At 35.1% G+C, this 17,983-nt stretch carries 12 protein-coding genes; 6 read left to right on the top strand and 6 right to left on the bottom strand.

Annotated features, from left to right (window positions below):
* Positions 1-2: 2 nt before the first annotated feature.
* Entirely contained in the window at positions 3-1,790 is a 1,788-nt protein-coding gene (locus BM289_RS12245) for a 1-deoxy-D-xylulose-5-phosphate synthase (RefSeq protein WP_091493767.1), read from the bottom strand.
* Between the two features lie 67 nt (positions 1,791-1,857).
* On the bottom strand, positions 1,858-2,718 hold the full coding sequence (locus BM289_RS12240) for a hypothetical protein (RefSeq protein WP_244165367.1): 861 nt from the start codon (positions 2,716-2,718) through the stop codon (positions 1,858-1,860).
* Between the two features lie 189 nt (positions 2,719-2,907).
* Here BM289_RS12240 and BM289_RS12235 point away from each other — a divergent pair, with 189 nt between their 5' ends.
* On the top strand, positions 2,908-3,351 hold the full coding sequence (locus tag BM289_RS12235; protein WP_091494225.1) for a nucleoside deaminase: 444 nt from the start codon (positions 2,908-2,910) through the stop codon (positions 3,349-3,351).
* Between the two features lie 11 nt (positions 3,352-3,362).
* Positions 3,363-3,995, top strand: a complete 633-nt coding sequence (locus BM289_RS12230; RefSeq protein WP_091493764.1) for a hypothetical protein — start codon at positions 3,363-3,365, stop codon at positions 3,993-3,995.
* 27 nt (positions 3,996-4,022) lie between these two features.
* On the opposite strand, the gene BM289_RS12225 is transcribed toward BM289_RS12230, so the two are convergent.
* Entirely contained in the window at positions 4,023-4,556 is a 534-nt protein-coding gene (locus tag BM289_RS12225; protein WP_091493744.1) for a hypothetical protein, read from the bottom strand.
* Positions 4,557-4,900: 344 nt separating this feature from the next.
* On the opposite strand from BM289_RS12225, the gene BM289_RS12220 reads away from it, so the two are divergent.
* Positions 4,901-10,585: an alpha-2-macroglobulin family protein gene (locus BM289_RS12220; protein ID WP_091493741.1), complete on the top strand. Its 5,685-nt coding sequence runs from the start codon at positions 4,901-4,903 to the stop codon at positions 10,583-10,585.
* A 208-nt stretch (positions 10,586-10,793) separates the two neighbouring features.
* Complete coding sequence (gene pbpC, locus BM289_RS12215; RefSeq protein WP_091493739.1) at positions 10,794-13,169, top strand: penicillin-binding protein 1C; 2,376 nt, start codon at positions 10,794-10,796, stop codon at positions 13,167-13,169.
* A 3-nt stretch (positions 13,170-13,172) separates the two neighbouring features.
* Here pbpC and BM289_RS12210 read toward each other — a convergent pair whose 3' ends face one another.
* The 3 genes from BM289_RS12210 to BM289_RS12195 all read right to left on the bottom strand — a co-directional run bounded on the left by BM289_RS12210 (position 13,173) and on the right by BM289_RS12195 (position 16,271).
* Positions 13,173-13,679, bottom strand: coding sequence for a hypothetical protein (locus BM289_RS12210; RefSeq protein ID WP_091493736.1), 507 nt, complete (start codon positions 13,677-13,679; stop codon positions 13,173-13,175).
* Between the two features lie 364 nt (positions 13,680-14,043).
* A complete protein-coding gene (locus BM289_RS12200) occupies positions 14,044-15,588 on the bottom strand; it encodes an Rne/Rng family ribonuclease (RefSeq protein ID WP_091493731.1) in 1,545 nt (514 codons plus the stop codon).
* A gap of 392 nt (positions 15,589-15,980) precedes the next feature.
* Positions 15,981-16,271, bottom strand: a complete 291-nt coding sequence (locus BM289_RS12195) for an HU family DNA-binding protein (RefSeq protein WP_007805026.1) — start codon at positions 16,269-16,271, stop codon at positions 15,981-15,983.
* Between the two features lie 140 nt (positions 16,272-16,411).
* Here BM289_RS12195 and mutY point away from each other — a divergent pair, with 140 nt between their 5' ends.
* Positions 16,412-17,488: an A/G-specific adenine glycosylase gene (gene mutY / locus BM289_RS12190; RefSeq protein ID WP_091493728.1), complete on the top strand. Its 1,077-nt coding sequence runs from the start codon at positions 16,412-16,414 to the stop codon at positions 17,486-17,488.
* A 36-nt stretch (positions 17,489-17,524) separates the two neighbouring features.
* A complete protein-coding gene (locus tag BM289_RS12185; RefSeq protein ID WP_091493726.1) occupies positions 17,525-17,965 on the top strand; it encodes a single-stranded DNA-binding protein in 441 nt (146 codons plus the stop codon).
* Positions 17,966-17,983 lie beyond the last annotated feature (18 nt).

Below are 17,983 nucleotides of genomic sequence, written 5' to 3'. Positions count from 1 at the left end.
AATTATTTTGAACGGTTAGAAAAAAGGTTTACTAAACTTTTAACGTCAACTTTACAGATTTGTTGCAGTTGGTTTACTGTTCCATGCTCGATAAATTCATCTGGAACACCCATAATTTCAATCTCATTTTTGAAATTATTAGATGCTGCAAACTCCAAAATTGCACTTCCAAATCCACCATTTTTAACTCCGTCTTCAATTGTAATGATGTGTTTGAAAGTTGAGAAAATGGCTTTTAAGGTTTTGATATCTAAAGGTTTAATAAAGCTAAAATTGTAATGGGCAATAGTTTCGGAATGGGTCGATTCTTTCAAAGCCTCAATAACATTATTCCCAATTGTTCCGGCCGACAGAACAGCAATTTCCGTACCATCTTTTAGGCATTTTGCCTCTCCGATTTTAATTTTTTCATAATGTCTGAAATTTTCTACTTCCCAATTTGGAATTACACCACGTCCTCTCGGATATCGAATGGCGATAGGATGATTTAATCCTAATTGAACAGTGTATAAAATGTTTTGGAGTTCAATTTCGTTAAGCGGTGCATAAATCATCATATTTGGAATCGAACGCAGGTAGGCGATATCAAAAACGCCATGATGCGTTGCGCCATCTTCGCCTACTAAACCGGCACGATCTAGACAGAAGATTACAGGTAAATCTTGTAATGCCACATCGTGAATAACCTGATCATAGGCGCGTTGCAAAAAGGTCGAATAAATATTGCAATAGACAATCATGCCCTGAGTCGCCATTCCAGCAGCAAGTGTTACGGCGTGCTGTTCTGCTATTCCTACATCAAAAGCACGTTCTGGCAATTCTTCCATCATAAATTTCAATGAACTTCCTGACGGCATTGCCGGTGTGATTCCGATTATTTTTTCATTCTTTTTGGCTAAATCCAAAATGGTTAAACCAAAAACATCCTGATATTTAGGCGGAAGATTTTCTTCTGATTTTAAATGAATTTCTCCGGTTGAAGCGTCAAATTTTCCAGGCGCATGATATTTCACCTGATTTTCTTCGGCCTGTTGTAAACCTTTTCCTTTTGTAGTAACAATATGAAGGAATTTAGGGCCTTTTATCTTTTTTAGTCGGTTTAATTCTTTGATTAAAGTTGGAAAATCATGTCCGTCAATTGGACCAGAATAATCAAAATTCAACGATTTTATGATGTTATTCTGTTTCGGATTTTTACCGTTTTTAACAGCTGTAAGATATTTTTTTAATGCACCAACACTCGGATCGATTCCAATTGCATTATCATTTAAAATTACCAGAATATTAGCATCTGTAACTCCGGCATGATTTAAGCCTTCAAATGCCATTCCGCTGGCAATAGAAGCATCACCAATAACTGCAATATGTTCTTTGTCTAAATCGCCTTTTAATTTGGAGGCAATTGCCATTCCAAGAGCTGCAGAAATAGAAGTAGAAGAATGTCCAACGCCAAAAGTGTCGTAAATGCTTTCATCTCTTTTTGGAAAACCAGAAATTCCGTTCAGTTGTCTGTTCGTGTGGAAATTTTCTCTTCTTTCGGTTAAGATTTTATGACCGTAAGCCTGATGTCCAACGTCCCAAACCAGTAAATCGTCTGGAGTATTAAAAACATAATGCAGGGCAATTGTCAATTCAATAACGCCTAAACTCGCACCCAAATGCCCTTCTTTTACAGAAACGACATCAATAATAAACTGACGCAATTCCTGAGCAACCTGAGCAAGCTGTTCTTCTTTTAAAAGACGTAAATCGGCTGGATTGTATATGTTGGAAAGTAAATCGCTTTTCATTGTAAGGAAAAAAGCAAATTTACGGTTTTAAATTTAATTTCAGCGACGAGATATGTTACAGGAATTACTATTGCAACGTAATGGGTAAAGAATATTGTCTTTTTACTTTTTTGCCATCCGATTGTCCTGGTTGCCATTTGGGACATAATTTTAAAACTCGGATAATTTCATTTTCGATTGCCTGATCAACTGCCGGTGAACATTCCAGAAAAGAGACAGAACCATTTTTTTCCACCGCAAAAGCGAGTCTGGTATTTGTGGTGTTAGAATCTTCGGGTCTCTTAAATTCTTTTGCAAAAAAGGTGTAAAATTGGTCAATACCTCCAGGGAATTCTGCATTAGTTTCAGAAACTACTTCACCGCTAACATAAATAGGTTTCTCTACTGAAGCGTTTTTTTTGCCATTGGTTTTATCTGATTTTGATTTGCTGTCGTCGACTGGTTTTACAAATTTAACCTGATCTATTTTGGGAGGTGGCGGAGGCGGTACAACAGCTTGATTTGTACTGTTTTCATCGATAGCTGGCTCTCCAACAACTATAGGTGAGTTTGCATCAGAATCTTTTACCACTTCAACTTTCTCAATTTTTTGTTTTTTTCCGTCTTTATTTTGACAGCTGAACAAGGTAGTTCCCATAGCTATGAATAAGGCTAAAAGAAACATTTTATAATAATTGGGTTGCGTATACAAAACTTTACTTGGAATTTGAATTGTTATGGTTCCTAATTGCGATTTTCTAAATCGTCCACAAATTTTGTCATTTTTATTTTGAATAAAAAAATGCTGGATTTCCTCTGGAAGCATAGAACTAAAATCAACAACCGTTTTAGAACAGCTCATGCAGAAACGGCCATTATCTTTTGGCGTCATTTCATCCCAGTTTTCATGGCATGGCTCTGGAATAGTTATCTTATAATTTCTTTCCATATTCAAATATCAACAAATAAATGTAATAAAAATTATACAGAAAAATTGGTTTTCTTAGTTTGTATATTTTTTTTAATACATCGTCAATGAGTCGATTATTTTTATTAATTGCCTCAAGAAATGACTTTTTTTGAGGCAATTAATTTTGATATACTTAAGAAATCCTTCCAAAACCCTATTTTTGCAACTATGATAAATCCTTTCACTGACGAATATTTTATGAAGAAAGCTTTGCAGGAAGCTGAAATGGCTTTTGAAAAAGGCGAGATTCCTGTTGGAGCTATAATTGTGGTTGCTGATAAAGTTATTGCAAGAAGTCATAATTTGACAGAATTATTAAATGACGTCACAGCCCATGCCGAAATGCAGTCCATAACTGCAGCAGCAAATTTTCTAGGCGGAAAATATTTAAAAGATTGTACGCTTTACGTTACGCTTGAACCTTGCCAGATGTGTGCAGGAGCGTTGTATTGGAGCCAGATTTCAAAAATTGTTTTTGGCGCTCGAGATGAACAGCGCGGTTTTATTAATATGGGAACGAAACTTCACCCGAAAACGACAGTAGTTTCTGGTGTAATGGCAAACGAAGCCGCCGATTTAATGAAACGTTTTTTTCTGGAAAGACGAAAATAATTACTGAAATCATGACGGACTTTTCAACAATAAAAAAGCTTTTTGGAATTACAGAACCTAAAGGTTTCACTGAAAATGAAATTCAGATTATAAAAGATATTTTTGGAGACCTTCCAAAAGTTTTTATCGATTATTATGCAGAATTGGGTAAAATCGAAAATCTAAATAATACACAGGATTCTTTAAACAAACCAGATCAATTTCAATATTTTAAACATAATGATTATTTGATTTTTTACTGCGAAAACCAAAGAGTTTGTGTTTGGGGAATTCATAAAGAGGATTTGTCAAAACCGAATCCGCCAGTTTATATGAGTTACGACGAAAAAGAATGGAAAAAGGAAACCGAAACTTTAACCGATTTCTTTACTGCGATGGCATATCTTCAGGCTGGTTTTGCGTTAGAATATACTGCTGAATGTTTTTATGAAATAGAGGATAAGGATTTGAAATTTATTGTTGAAAAGTATAAAAACAAAGGAGTCTCTTTTACACAGTGGGCAGAAGGCATCAGCTTCTACGGAAATCATGACGATGAAGTAATTATTGTAATGAGTAATGAGCAGCTTTTTTATTCGTCAGCAAGTGAAGAGCATTTTGAAGAGTTGGATAAAGTTCTCTCAAAACTTGGAGCAGAGCTTTAAAAGCTAAATCCATGAAGATTTCTCAGTTCAAAATAGAGACATCATGTAAAAAGTTACAAATAAGAGAAAGCTATTGAAACAGATGATATTGTAAAATGTGTTTTCAGAGACGGCTTTTTTTGAAATTAGTATTTTTAAGCTTACAGCTGTAGAAAAAAGAATTACAAAACAGCAGTAAAGCTCAATTCCGTTAGGATTTAAACCATTTACGAGATATTTTGTATAATCAGCATCTTTTGATTTGACTTTTGTAACACTTTTTAATAATAGCGTATATTCGATTTCTATAGCGTCTTCCTCTACAAGAAAATTTTTAGTTGAAAAGGAATTTCGTTTTTTGGTATAATAATTATAAGAAACTATATTTTTTGAACGCCCATTCCTATTTTTTCCAACATTCTCAATATAGTAGTCAATATTGTCATTAGCACTTGTTTTAGGCAATAAATAATAATCAATAAAAGCGATAGAAATTAAGAAAGTTATCAAATACAAAATATTGATAATCTTCTTTTTGTTGTTGGTTACAAATTTCTTTTCTGTAAAGCTTCTTTCTTGCATTCGCTCTATTTTGATTCTGTGCGAATATACTGTTTTATATATAATATGAAGTAAAATAGTCTTTTGAAAATGATTGCCCTAGCCCAGATAGTAGCGGCATCCTTTTTATCCGCTTTTTTACGGATGAAAAGATAGAGCGGATAGCTGGAATAAGCTCCTGAATACCTCTACAATAGCTTATAAACTTGAACAAAAGTTAAAAAAATATATTAGGGAATTTTCTTCTTAAATAGTCCAAAAAATAATTTACTTTTATGGTAATTTAATTTGTATTTTGCTGTTATTGCTTTTGAAAGTAAAGTATAATAAAACTCTAATTTGTTAACCATTAACTCTAGGTAAAAGTGAAAGTAAAAGGTTTAGCTCTCGTATTTTTTTTGTTTTTTATTTTTCAATCCTGTGGCAGAAAATCAGCTGCCGACTTCAATTCGGATTTTTCATTATTCAAAGATTACATAACCAGTTTTACGGGCGGCATCGTTTCGGCGGATTCTGATATTCGTGTGGTTTTGGCTTTTGATAAAAACGACTGGAAACCCAATCAGGAATTAGACGACGATTTGTTCGATATTTCGCCAAGTGTGAAAGGGAAAATCGTTGCGCTTTCAACCAATACCTTGGCTTTTATTCCGGAGAAAAAACTAAAAATGGGAACTGAATATCAGGTTACATTAAACCTCGATAAACTGACTGCTATTCCCAAAGAGAAAGAAAAAGAGCTTTCTAAATTCAATTTTACAGTTAAAACGGTAAAACAGGATTTTACTATCAATACGGGCGATATTCAATCCTACAGCAAGGAATATCAATACTTAAACTGCGTTTTGAAAACAGCCGATAATATTGATTTGGAAACGGCTCAAAAGCTGGTTGAAGCCAAACATAATGGAAATAACCTTAAAATTAAGTTTGAAAAAACAAACGGACCTGCAAAAGAATTTCGCTTTATAATTGACAGTATTCAGCGTCAGTCGGAAGCTTCAAATCTAGAGATTATTTATGACGGAAGTGATTTTGATATTGACCAAAAAGGACAAATCGATTTCCCAATTACGAGTATAAACGAATTTAAAGTCATAAAAGTTGAAGTTCCAGACGGAAACAATCAGCAGGTTTTAATTAATTTCTCGGAACCTTTAGAAAAAGGACAGGATTTTGCGGGATTGGTTTCGATTCAAAATACGAATAACTTAAAATTTTCGACTCAAGGAAATTTACTGAAAGTATATTTTAAAAATCAAAATGCTCCTAAAAAAGAAGAACCAATAGCAGTAGCTGTGGCAGAACCTGCAGCGGTTGCAGTAGATTCGGCGGCAGTGATGGTTGATTCAGCAGCCGTTGCGGTAGATTCAGCAGCTGCAGTTGTAGAAGAAGCAGTTGAATATGTGCCGGATGAAGAACCGGAGCAAGTGGTTACGGGAGAATTATTGTTGGAAGTTTTTCAAGGAATTGAAAGCCAATACGGCAAAAAAATGGAAAACAACTATTCTGAAAAAATCTCGTTTGACCAGATAAAACCCAATATCCGCTTTGTTAAAAACGGAACGATTCTGCCAAGTTCCAACAATCTAAAACTAAATTTTGAAGCCGTAAACTTAAGCGCTGTTGATGTAAAGGTTTATAAAATTTACAAAAATAATATACTTCAGTTTTTACAATACAACGAATTAAACGGCGGGCAAAATCTTAAAAAAGTAGCACAGCCAATTGCTAAAACTACACTCAATTTAAGAGAAAGCACGCTCGTCAATCTATCCAAATGGAATACGTATGCTTTGGATTTATCTAAAATCATCAAACCAGAACCAGGAGCGATTTACAGAGTGGAATTTGTCTACAAAAAGAAATATTCTCTTTATAAATGCGAAACATCAGACGGAAATGATGATGAAGTAGAAGAGGAAGAAGTAGATGAAAACGACGTAAACTACAGCGGAAACTCTTACGACGATTATTACTATTATGATGATTACGATTGGCGAGAAAGTCAAGATCCTTGCACAGGTTCTTATTATTATAATGCGAGAATTGCGACCAATATTTTAGCTTCAGATTTAGGCGTTATTGCCAAAAGAGGAGAAAATAAATCGTATTTGTTTGCTGTAAATAATATCGTGACGACTGAACCAGTTTCAAACGCAAGAGTAGATTTATATAATTTCCAACAGCAGAAAATAGCAACTGAAGCTACAAGTAGCGAAGGTATTGCGTCTTTCCAGTTGGACAAATTCGCTTATTTTGCTATTGTAACTTTAGGTGATCAGTCAACTTATGTGAAGCTGGATGACGGACTTTCGTTATCTGTCAGTAATTTTGATGTTGCGGGTGAAACTTTACAGAAAGGTCTGAAAGGATTTATTTATGGAGAAAGAGGTGTTTGGCGCCCTGGAGATAATTTGTATTTATCATTTATTTTAAATGATGCTGCGAATAAATTGCCTAAATCGCATCCAATTAAATTCAGATTAAATGATCCGAATGGAAAAACGGTTTATCAAACCGTTCAGAAGACAAACGATTTAAATCATTATGCTTTTACAGTACCAACCAATCAGGATGCTCCAACAGGAAATTGGGAAGCAATGGTAAGCGTTGGTGGTGCTAAATTCTATAAGAGCATTAAAATAGAAACAATCAAGCCAAATCGTTTAAAAATCAAAAATACATTTAGCCGAAAAACACTTTCGGCTTCGTATCCAAATACAGATAATCTGGAAGTAACTTGGCTTCATGGAGCGATTGCGAAAAACCTGAATGTAGAAATGCAGGCTAAATTTTCGCAACAAAGCACCACTTTTAAAGGTTATGATAAATATACTTTTGATGATATAACACGCCAATTCAGTACAGAAGAAATCAATGTTTTCTCCGGAAAATTAAACGAAAGCGGAAAAGCATCTGTAAACATTCAGCCAAGATTGCAAGGGCAGGCGCCTGGAATGCTTCGCGCTGCATTTATTACGAAAGTATATGAAGAAGGTGGCGATTTCAGCACCGATGTCATGTCAACAACGTATTCGCCGTACCAAACGTATGTCGGATTAAAGACACCTGAATTAAACAAGTATAATATGCTTGAAACCAGAACGAACAACCGTTTTGATGTGGTAACCGTAGATGAAAACGGAAGACCAAAAGCGGTTAGAAATCTGGAAGTCAGAATTTATAAAGTAGACTGGAGATGGTGGTGGGATTCGTCAAGCGATAATTTGTCTAATTATAACTCTTCGAATTCGACAACATCGTATAAAACAGTTGTAATTAACACTGATTCAAGTGGGAAAGGAAGTTTCCAATTTGCTTTAAGCGATGAAGAATGGGGGCGTTATCTGATTCGTGTTGAAGACGGAGAAAGTGGACACGCAACTTCTTTAACAGTTAATATCGACTGGCCAATCTGGTCCGGAAAAACAAGAAACAGAGATGCCTCAACCGCTAATATGTTAGTTTTTTCAACCGATAAGAAAAACTATGCAGTGGGAGAAAAAGCGCAGATTTCTTTCCCTTCAAGTGAAGGTGGACGTGCCTTGATTTCAATCGAAAATGGTTCGAGAGTTGTACAGACTCTTTGGGCTGAAACTAAAAAAGGAGAAACAAAAGTTGAAGTTCCAATTACAGGAGCTATGGCGCCGAATGTGTATTTCAATATTACGTTATTACAGCCACATGCTTCAACCAAAAACGATTCGCCAATTCGTATGTACGGAATTGTTCCGATTGAAGTAGTAGATAAAAACACGATTTTAGCTCCTACCCTAAATATGCCAGACGTATTAAGACCAGAACAGCCTTTTACGGTTAAAGTAGGGGAGAAATCAGGTAAAGAAATGACGTACACGATTGCCGTTGTTGATGAAGGTCTTTTAGATTTAACCCGTTTTAAAACCCCAAATGCATGGGATAGTTTCTATGTTCGCGAAGCTTTGGGCGTAAAAACATGGGACGTTTATGATGATGTGATTGGTGCTTATGGTGGAAAAATAAATCAGATTTTCAGTATTGGTGGAGATCAGGATTTAGGAGGCGGAAAAGCTAAAAAAGCGAATCGCTTTAAACCAGTGGTATTATATTACGGACCATTTAAATTAGGAAAAGGAGAAACAAAATCACACGAGTTAAAACTTCCAAAATACATTGGATCTGTTAGAACTATGGTTGTGGCAGGAGATGCAAATACAAGCGCTTACGGTAGTGCTGAAAAAGCAACGCAGGTTAAAAGTCCATTGATGGTATTGGCTTCGTTGCCAAGGAAAATTTCGCCATCAGAAAAAGTAACGCTTCCAGTTACGGTTTTTGCAACTGAAAGTAAAATTAAAAATGTAACGATCCAGGTAAAAACAAGCAACGGATTGAAAGTAGCAGGAATTGCTGTTCAGAAACTGAATTTTGCACAGCCAGATGAAAAAATGGCTTATTTTAATTTGGTAGTAGGTGCTACAACTGGAATTGCAAAAGTACAGGTTGTAGCAACATCAGGAAGTGAGAAATCAACTTATGATGTTGAAATCGATATGACGAATCCAAACCCAGTTACGAGTACATTTACAGATGTTGTTTTGGGGCCAAACAGCTCAAAAACGCTTTCGTGGAAAACTTTTGGCGTGGCAGGAAGCAATAAAGCAAGATTAGAAGTTTCGTCTATGCCTTCGATGAATTTGAATGGAAGATTGCAGTTCTTAATTCAGTATCCGCATGGTTGTGTAGAACAGACAACTTCTTCTGTTTTCCCACAATTGTTCTTAAACGATGTTGCTGATATTGATGCGAAACGCAAAGATTTAATTCAGAAAAATATTGCGGCAGGAATTGCCAGATTAGGAAATTTCCAATTGTCAAATGGCGGATTGCCTTACTGGCAAGGAAATGCAGTTCCAGACGATTGGGGAACTTCGTATGCCGGACATTTCTTAATTGAAGCAGAGAAAAAAGGATATGTACTACCAATTAATTTCAAATCAAAATGGTTGTCATATCAGCAAAAAGAAGCGAAGCAGTGGCGTTTTGAACAAAAATATGGAAACGATTTGGCACAGGCTTATCGATTATACACTTTAGCATTATCAGGAAATGCCGATTTATCATCAATGAATAGATTGAGAGAAACGAAAGGCATTTCAAATGAAAGTATGCTTCGTTTAGCTGCGGCTTATGTTTTGGCAGGTCAGAAATCGGCTGGACAGAATTTACTGTTGCGCACGAACATTGATGGTTCCGATGGTTATAATTATTATTACTATGGTTCCAGTGAAAGGAACAGAGCAATGGCTTTGGAAACGATGTTGCTTTTAGGCCAACAGCAGAAAGCATTTGCAATGGCTTCTAAATTAGCCAAAGAAATGTCGGCTAATCAATGGATGAGTACACAGACTACAGCGTATTGTTTGTATGCAATGTCGAAATTTGCCATAAACAACGGGCCAAAAGGAATCAATATTCAGTTTAGTAAAAATGGTAAAGGAGAGGCGATAAACACGCAAAAAACAGTTGCTGATCGTAGTTTGTCTGCTGCAAGCGGAACAAACAGTATTACGTTGAAAAACAATAAAAATAATACAGTTTATGTTCGTGTATTAAATACAGGAATTTTACCAGTCGGACAAGAAAATGCAACACAGAATGATGTTTTGGCAAGTATTGTATTCAAAAACAGAAAAGGAAGTGTAATCAATGTTTCCAGAATTAATCAGGGAACTGAATTTGTTGCTGAGGTTACAATTAAAAACCAGCGTAATGAAAGGGTTCAGAATGTAGCTTTATCGCAGATTCTGCCTTCAGGATTCGAAATTGTAAACACTCGTTTCACAGATTATGGAGACGCTGTAAACAATATTGCCGATTATATTGATATTCGTGACGATAGAACGAATTTCTATTTCAGTCTGGCAAGTAGAGAAACAAAAGTTTTCAGAATATTGCTGAATGCATCGTACTTAGGAAATTACTATTTACCAGGCTTGCAATGCGAAGCGATGTATGATAATACTTTCTTAGCTAGAACAAAAGGATTCTGGGTTGAGGTTGTGAAGTAAATTTATTAGCCGCAGATTAATGGATTAAAAGGATTTTTGAAAATCTGTGCGAATCAATTTAATCTGTGGCAAAAAATCTTGGTGATAAAAGGTCTCCCGCAGATTTTGCAGATTAAGCAGATAAAAATTAAATCGGCCCAATCTGCGGAATCTGCGAGAGAAAAACTTTGCGAACTTTGCGTCTTTGCGGTTAAAAAATAAATCAGTATTGAAAAATAAATTAAAAGCGTTTCTTCAGCGCATTATAAACTGGATAAAAAGAAACAAGATAAAATCAGCAATTGCATTTCTGCTTTTGCTGATTTACTATTTTTCGATACCCCGAACTTTGTTCAAAGAGCCTTATTCAACCGTTATAGAAAGCAAAGAAGGAGAATTGCTTGGAGCTAAAATTGCCCGTGACGGACAATGGCGTTTTCCTGCCCAGGACAGCGTACCAGATAAATTCAAAAAATGCATTGTGTATTTTGAAGACGAATATTTCTATAAACATCCAGGATTTAATCCAGGAGCTATGATCAATGCTTTTAAACAAAATAAAAAAGCGGGTAAAGTGGTTCGAGGCGGAAGTACATTGACACAGCAGGTAATCAGATTATCCAGAAAAGGAAAAAATAGAACTTATTTTGAAAAAATTATCGAAATCATTTTGGCAACAAGACTAGAGTTAGGCTATTCTAAAGATGAAATTCTAGAAATGTATGCAGCACATGCACCATTTGGAGGAAATGTTGTGGGATTAGAAATGGCTTCGTGGCGTTATTTTGGTGTCCAATCTAATCAATTATCATGGGCGGAAAATGCAGTTTTAGCGGTTTTGCCAAATGCCCCGAGTTTAATTTATCCAGGAAAAAATCAAATTAAATTACTGAATAAACGAAACCGACTTTTATTAAAACTGCACCAAGAAGGAATTATTGACAAACAAACATACGAACTTTCAATAGAAGAACCATTACCTCAAAAACCTTATGATCTGCCTCAAATCGCACCTCATTTATTGCAGAGAGTGGCTAAAAGTGAAGAAGGAACGAGAGTCAAAACTACCATTGATTATGCACTGCAAAATCGTGTCAACCAGATTGCGAGGTATTATTACAATCAATACAAACAGAACGAAGTACATAATCTGGCTATTTTGGTAATCGATGTTCAGAACAGAAATGTAATGAGCTATGTAGGGAATTCTCCAGCAGACAGCGATCATCAAAAAGATGTTGATATTATTGATGCGCCAAGAAGTACAGGAAGTATTTTGAAACCGCTTCTATACGGCGCTATGTTGGATGATGGTGAGTTGTTGCCCAATACTTTAGTTGCTGATATTCCAACGCAAATTTCAGGATATACGCCACAGAATTTTAATTTGACATTTGACGGAGCAGTTCCGGCGCATCGTGCATTATCACGTTCGCTAAATATTCCAGCAGTTTTGATGCTTCAGGAGTTTACGGTAAATAAATTCTATGAAGAACTGCAAAAGTTTAAATTAAAGAATATTAATAAAACGCCCGATCATTACGGCTTGTCACTTATTTTAGGAGGCGCTGAAAGTAATTTGTGGGATTTATGCAGAACCTATGCTAATTTATCTTCAACACTGAATTACTTTACAAAACATCAGGCGCAATATAGAACGAATGAATTTACGGAACTAAATTATAAAAACGATTTTAAGCCTGATTTTGGCTCAGAAACTGACCAGAAGAATATTTTGGGTGCAGGATCAATTTGGCTGACTTACAACGCAATGGAAGAGGTCAACAGACCAGAAGGAGATGAAGCGTGGAAATTTTATGACAGTTCGCTTAAAATTGCCTGGAAAACAGGAACCAGTTTCGGAAATAGAGATGCTTGGGCAATTGGAACCAATTCAAGATATGTGGTTGGAATTTGGGTTGGAAATGCTACGGGAGAAGGGCGACCAACTTTAACCGGAGTTACAAGCGCTGCACCAATTTTGTTCGATGTTTTTAATTTACTACCAAGACAAAGGTGGTTTGATACGCCTTATAAAGATTTGGCAGAGGTTGAGGTTTGTAAATTAAGTGGTTATTTAGCAAAAGATAATTGTCCGAAAATCAAACAATGGGTTACAAAAAAAGGAAAATCGACTAAAGTTTGTCCGTATCACAGAACAATTCATTTGGATAAAACAGAGCAGTTTCAGGTAAACAGCAGTTGCGAGAGTATCGATAATATTGTAACTAAAAACTGGTTTGTACTGCCTCCAGTTATGGCGTGGTATTACAAAAGTCAGCATATAGAATATCTGCCTTTACCACCATTCAAAGAAGGATGCGAAGGAACACAAACCACTACAATGGATTTTATTTATCCAAAAGCTAACAGCAAAATCTATTTGACAAAAGATTTCAATAGTAATGTACAGCCTGTGATTTTGAAAGTGGCTTATTCTGAAAGAGATAAAGAATTATTTTGGTATGTAGATGATGTTTACAAAGCAACAACCAAAACGTTTCATGAACTGCCAATTACCCCGACAACAGGAATTCATTATATCACGGTTGTAGATGCTTCGGGAAATGAAATTAGGAGAAGAATTGAAATTGTGAGGGATTAAAGTTTATTGTATGATATTAAACTTTTGGTACGCTTTTTCGTTTTTTGTTAGACGTAAAGTGAGCGAGGTGGTAAAACCTTTATATACAGGAATTTTGTCGTTGTTGTAGGGAAGGGAATAACCAAAACCTAAATCAAACCGATTTAAAAAAGTAAATCCGCCTATTGCATAGACATTTTTATGAGAAGTTCCTGTTTTTATAAATAACAATTCCTTGCTATAGGATAAATGTAAATCAGGAAGTCCATAATAGTTTCCGTTGTAACTGTTTGTGACTCCGTATCCAGCGCCCAGAAAGAGTTTGTTTTCATTTTTGCAGTCCAAACAAAATTCTAGTCCGCCAGTGAGAAGACTTTTGTTTGCTACTGAATAGTTTATGTAAAAAATAGGCTCAAACGTAAAATCAGATTTGGTGTTTTGAGCATTTGTATTGGAAGAAAATAAGACTAGCAGTACGCAAAAAATACCTAATCTTCCTGAATATGATTTATGAAAATGGCTAAAAGGCATAATAGAGTATTAAAATTTAAATCTTCATAAACATATTTAAATATAAATAATTTAGTAGCTCTCTTAAGTTTTTTTTATGTCATTATATGACAGAAAGGAGCTTTATATAAAATAGTAAAAAAGAAATATTCTTATGAAAATGAGTGCCTAGCCCAGATAGAAGCGGTATCCTTTTTCTGGTCTCGTTCCTAAAAACGAGACCAGGAAAAGATACAAGCGGATAGCTGGAAATTGCTTCGAATAAAAAATATTTTGCCACGAATTCCACAAATTATCACAAATTAATTCGTGCTCATTCGTGTAATTCGTGGCGAAAAAAAAGCCACAAAAAAACCGTCCCGATGCATCGGGACGGTTTTGTTTTTTATTCTGAAATAACATTTCCTTTTTTATCATAGAAATGGTATTCTAAGTACGTGTAAGCGTCACGAGGTATGATTTTCACCCACTTTTTATGTTCAAAAAACCATTTTGAACGTAATGATGGAAAACCTTTGCTGAGGTATGCAGCCACAAACGGATGTGTGTTAAGCACAACTTTATTGTGGGTTTTTAAAAGTCTTTCTAAATCCGCGGTAATCTTATCAATGATTAAAATTGGCGCTTCAATTTCGCCATTAATTTTATCAGGATCTTCTTCCCTGGTCTTTATATTTACTTCTGGTCTTACGCGCTGTCTTGTAATCTGAACAAGTCCAAATTTACTTGGCGGTAATATTTTATGCTTTGCTTTATCGTCGCTCATTTCTTCTCGCAAGAAGTCGAACAAAACTTTCCTGTTTTCTGGATTAGACATATCGATAAAATCAACTACTATGATGCCGCCCATATCTCGAAGACGCAATTGTCTTGCGATTTCTGCTGCAGCAATCATATTCACTTCCATGGCTGTGTCTTCTTGGTTGGTCGCCTTGTTGGAACGGTTTCCGCTATTTACGTCTATAACGTGCAATGCTTCAGTGTGTTCTATGATTAGGTAAGCACCTTTGCTCATGGAAACAGTTCGGCCAAATGAAGTTTTGATTTGTCTCTCTATATTGTATTTCTCGAAAATCGGAGTATCATTTGATTGATAAAACTTGACAATCGATTGTTTTGAAGGTGCAATTTCTTGCAGATATTCCTTCGTTTGATGGTACAACTCTTCATCATCTATTTGAATACCGCTGAAGGTATCGTTGAATACATCTCTTAATATTGAAGAAGCTCTGTTAAGCTCTCCTAATACTTTTGATGGATGATGAGCAGTTGGTAATTTTTTACACATTGCAGACCATCTGCCAAGCAGGTTCTGCAAATCTTTTTCTAATTCGGCTACGTTTTTGCCTTCGGCTACTGTACGAACAATAACACCAAATCCTTTAGGTTTGATCGATAGAACAAGTTTTTTTAGACGATCCTTTTCTTTTTTGTCTTCTATTTTTTGAGAAATAGAAACACGATCAGAAAAAGGAACTAGAACAATAAATCTTCCGGCAAGAGAAAGCTCAGCACTTATTCTTGGGCCTTTGGTTGATATAGGTTCTTTAACTACTTGAACTAAGACAGATTGATTGGCACTTAAAATATCAGTAATGATGCCATCTTTGTCAATCTCTTTTTCAAACTGAAAGGTTTTTAGGGAGAAATCTTTTAATTTACCTGCGCTTACAAGTTTTATGAATTTCAGCTGAGAAGCTAGATTTGGACCCAAATCGTGATAATGTAAAAAGGCATCTTTTTCGAAGCCTACATTCACAAAAGCAGCGTTAAGTCCTGCAACTGGTTTTCTGATTTTGGCAATAAAAATATCACCAACCTGAAAGTTGCTTTTTTCTTCTTCTTTGTGTAATTCAATTAGTTTTCCATCTTTTAATAAGGCAAAATCTACTGCTTCAGAACTAGATCTAATGATTAATTCTTTATTCACACTGTAAATTTTTATCTGTTTTTTCAGAAAATAGAATATAGAGAATAGAGTATAGACTTAATGAAAAATCTAAAATCTGAAATCTAAAATCTAAAATCTTATCTACAGATGGATTAAACAATATTTTTAACAGGTATTAACCCGGTGAAAAGAAGATTGGTAGAGAATAGAGTAAAGAGAATAGACTTTTTGTGGTCTATATTCTATTTTCTTTTCCCTTTCATCTTTTTTCAATTTCAATGAACGTTTAAAAAGAAAAAAGTAGTTTAAAACTACTTTTTCTTTTTGTGGCGGTTAGCTCTCGCTCTCTTTTTACGTTTGTGAGTCGCTACCTTATGTCTCTTTCTTTTTTTACCACTTGGCATATCGTGTCTGATTTATGTTAATTAATATTATTTTGCTTCGTTGTTTGTTTTAACTCCTTCTACAAAAACTTTTGCAGGTTTAAACGCAGGAATATTGTGTGCTGGAATTTTAATTGTTGTGTTTTTAGAAATGTTTCTTCCAGTTTTTTCAGCTCTAGTTTTAACGATAAAACTACCAAAACCTCTTAGGTAAACATTGTCTCCAGTTTCTAAAGAAGTCTTAACTTCTTCCATAAAAGTTTCTACTGTTGCTTGAACGTCTCCTTTTTCAAGACCTAGTTTCTCTGAAATCTTCGCTACGATATCTGCTTTCGTCATTTTCTTTCCTATTTTATTTTATAAATGGTGTACTATTTTTTTGAGTTTGCAAATATAGGAATTAAAAAAATAATTAATCAAGCTAATTCGTTAAATTTTAATTACATAAACATTTACTTTTGTATTCTAAGTATTTTCGAATGGATTTTTCTAACATATTGATAAAATGGTATTTACAAAACAAGCGTGATTTGCCGTGGCGAAAAACGGTCGATCCGTACCAAATTTGGCTCTCAGAAATTATGCTTCAGCAAACGCGAGTTGCTCAAGGAATGCCTTATTTTTTTGCATTTACCAAGGAATTTCCTACTGTAAAAGATTTGGCCGATGCTCCTGAAGAAAAAGTTTTGAAACTTTGGCAGGGGTTAGGCTATTATTCCAGAGCTCGAAATCTTCATAAAACGGCTCAATATATTGCTTACGATTTAAATGGTGTTTTTCCAGATTCGTATAAAGAGCTTTTAAAACTTAAAGGTGTTGGCGAATATACGGCGGCTGCAATTGCTTCGTTTTCTTATAATGAAGCAGTTCCTGTGGTTGATGGAAATGTATTTCGAGTATTGTCACGTTATTTTGATGTAGAAACAGATATTGCGCTTCCGTCTGCTAAAAAAGAGTTTGCAGCTTTGGCACAAGAATTAATGCCTAAAGAAACCCGAGGCGAAGCCGAATTGAGCGAAGCTAATCCTGCGATTTTTAATCAGGCGATAATGGAATTTGGCGCCTTGCAATGCGTTCCTAAAAGTCCTGATTGCTCTAAATGTGTTTTTAATGAAAGTTGTGCTGCATTACAAAAAGGGAAAGTGAATCAGCTGCCTGTAAAATCTAAAAAGATTAAAGTTACCAATCGTTATTTTAACTATTTGATTTTAGAAGATGTTTGTGGGAATACTTTAATTCAAAAGAGAACAGAAAAAGGAATCTGGCATAATCTATATGAATTTCCACTTTTGGAAACTCAGACGATTGTGGACTTTGATGTGATTTCAAAAGCCGCAAAAGATGAAATGTTTCCTTTTTATACTATTATAAGTATAGAAGATTACAGTGAGTCAACAATTATACATAAACTTTCTCACCAGCACTTGCATATACAGTTTTGGAAAGTTAAAGTAAAAGAGAAAATTGAGAACGGAGTAGATGCTGAAATATTAAAAACTTTTCCTTTCCCAATTGTGATTTATAATTTTATAGAAAAGCAGGAAATAAATTGCTAAAAAAATGTATCTTTGGGAGAAATACTACCAAAAACTATGAACGGAACATTAAATAAAGTGATGCTTATTGGCCATTTGGGCGATGATGTGAAGATGCATTATTTTGATGGAGGGAACTGCATCGGACGTTTTCAGCTGGCAACCAATGAGGTGTATATCAATAAAACAACCAATGAAAAAATAACTTCCACAGAATGGCATAACTTGGTTGTTCGAAACAAAGCAGCGGAAATCTGCGAAAAATATCTCTCAAAAGGAGATAAGATATATGTTGAAGGTAGAATTAAATCTCGCCAATGGCAGGCCGAAGATGGAACTACCAAATATACGACAGAAATTCAAGTTACCGAGTTTACTTTTCTGACTACCAAAAAAGAAACTGCACATACCAGACAAAATCAAGAGGCGGAATCAACAAAAAATACTAACTTTGATGCTGCTAATGAAGGGCTTCCGATTAATGATCTGCCTTTCTAAGTGATGTTTAACTAATTT

The organism is Flavobacterium phragmitis, from assembly GCF_900112575.1.
GTDB lineage: Bacteria > Bacteroidota > Bacteroidia > Flavobacteriales > Flavobacteriaceae > Flavobacterium > Flavobacterium phragmitis.
The sequence above is the reverse complement of the archived record's forward strand: the minus strand, read 5'-3'. Positions and strand labels throughout refer to the sequence as shown.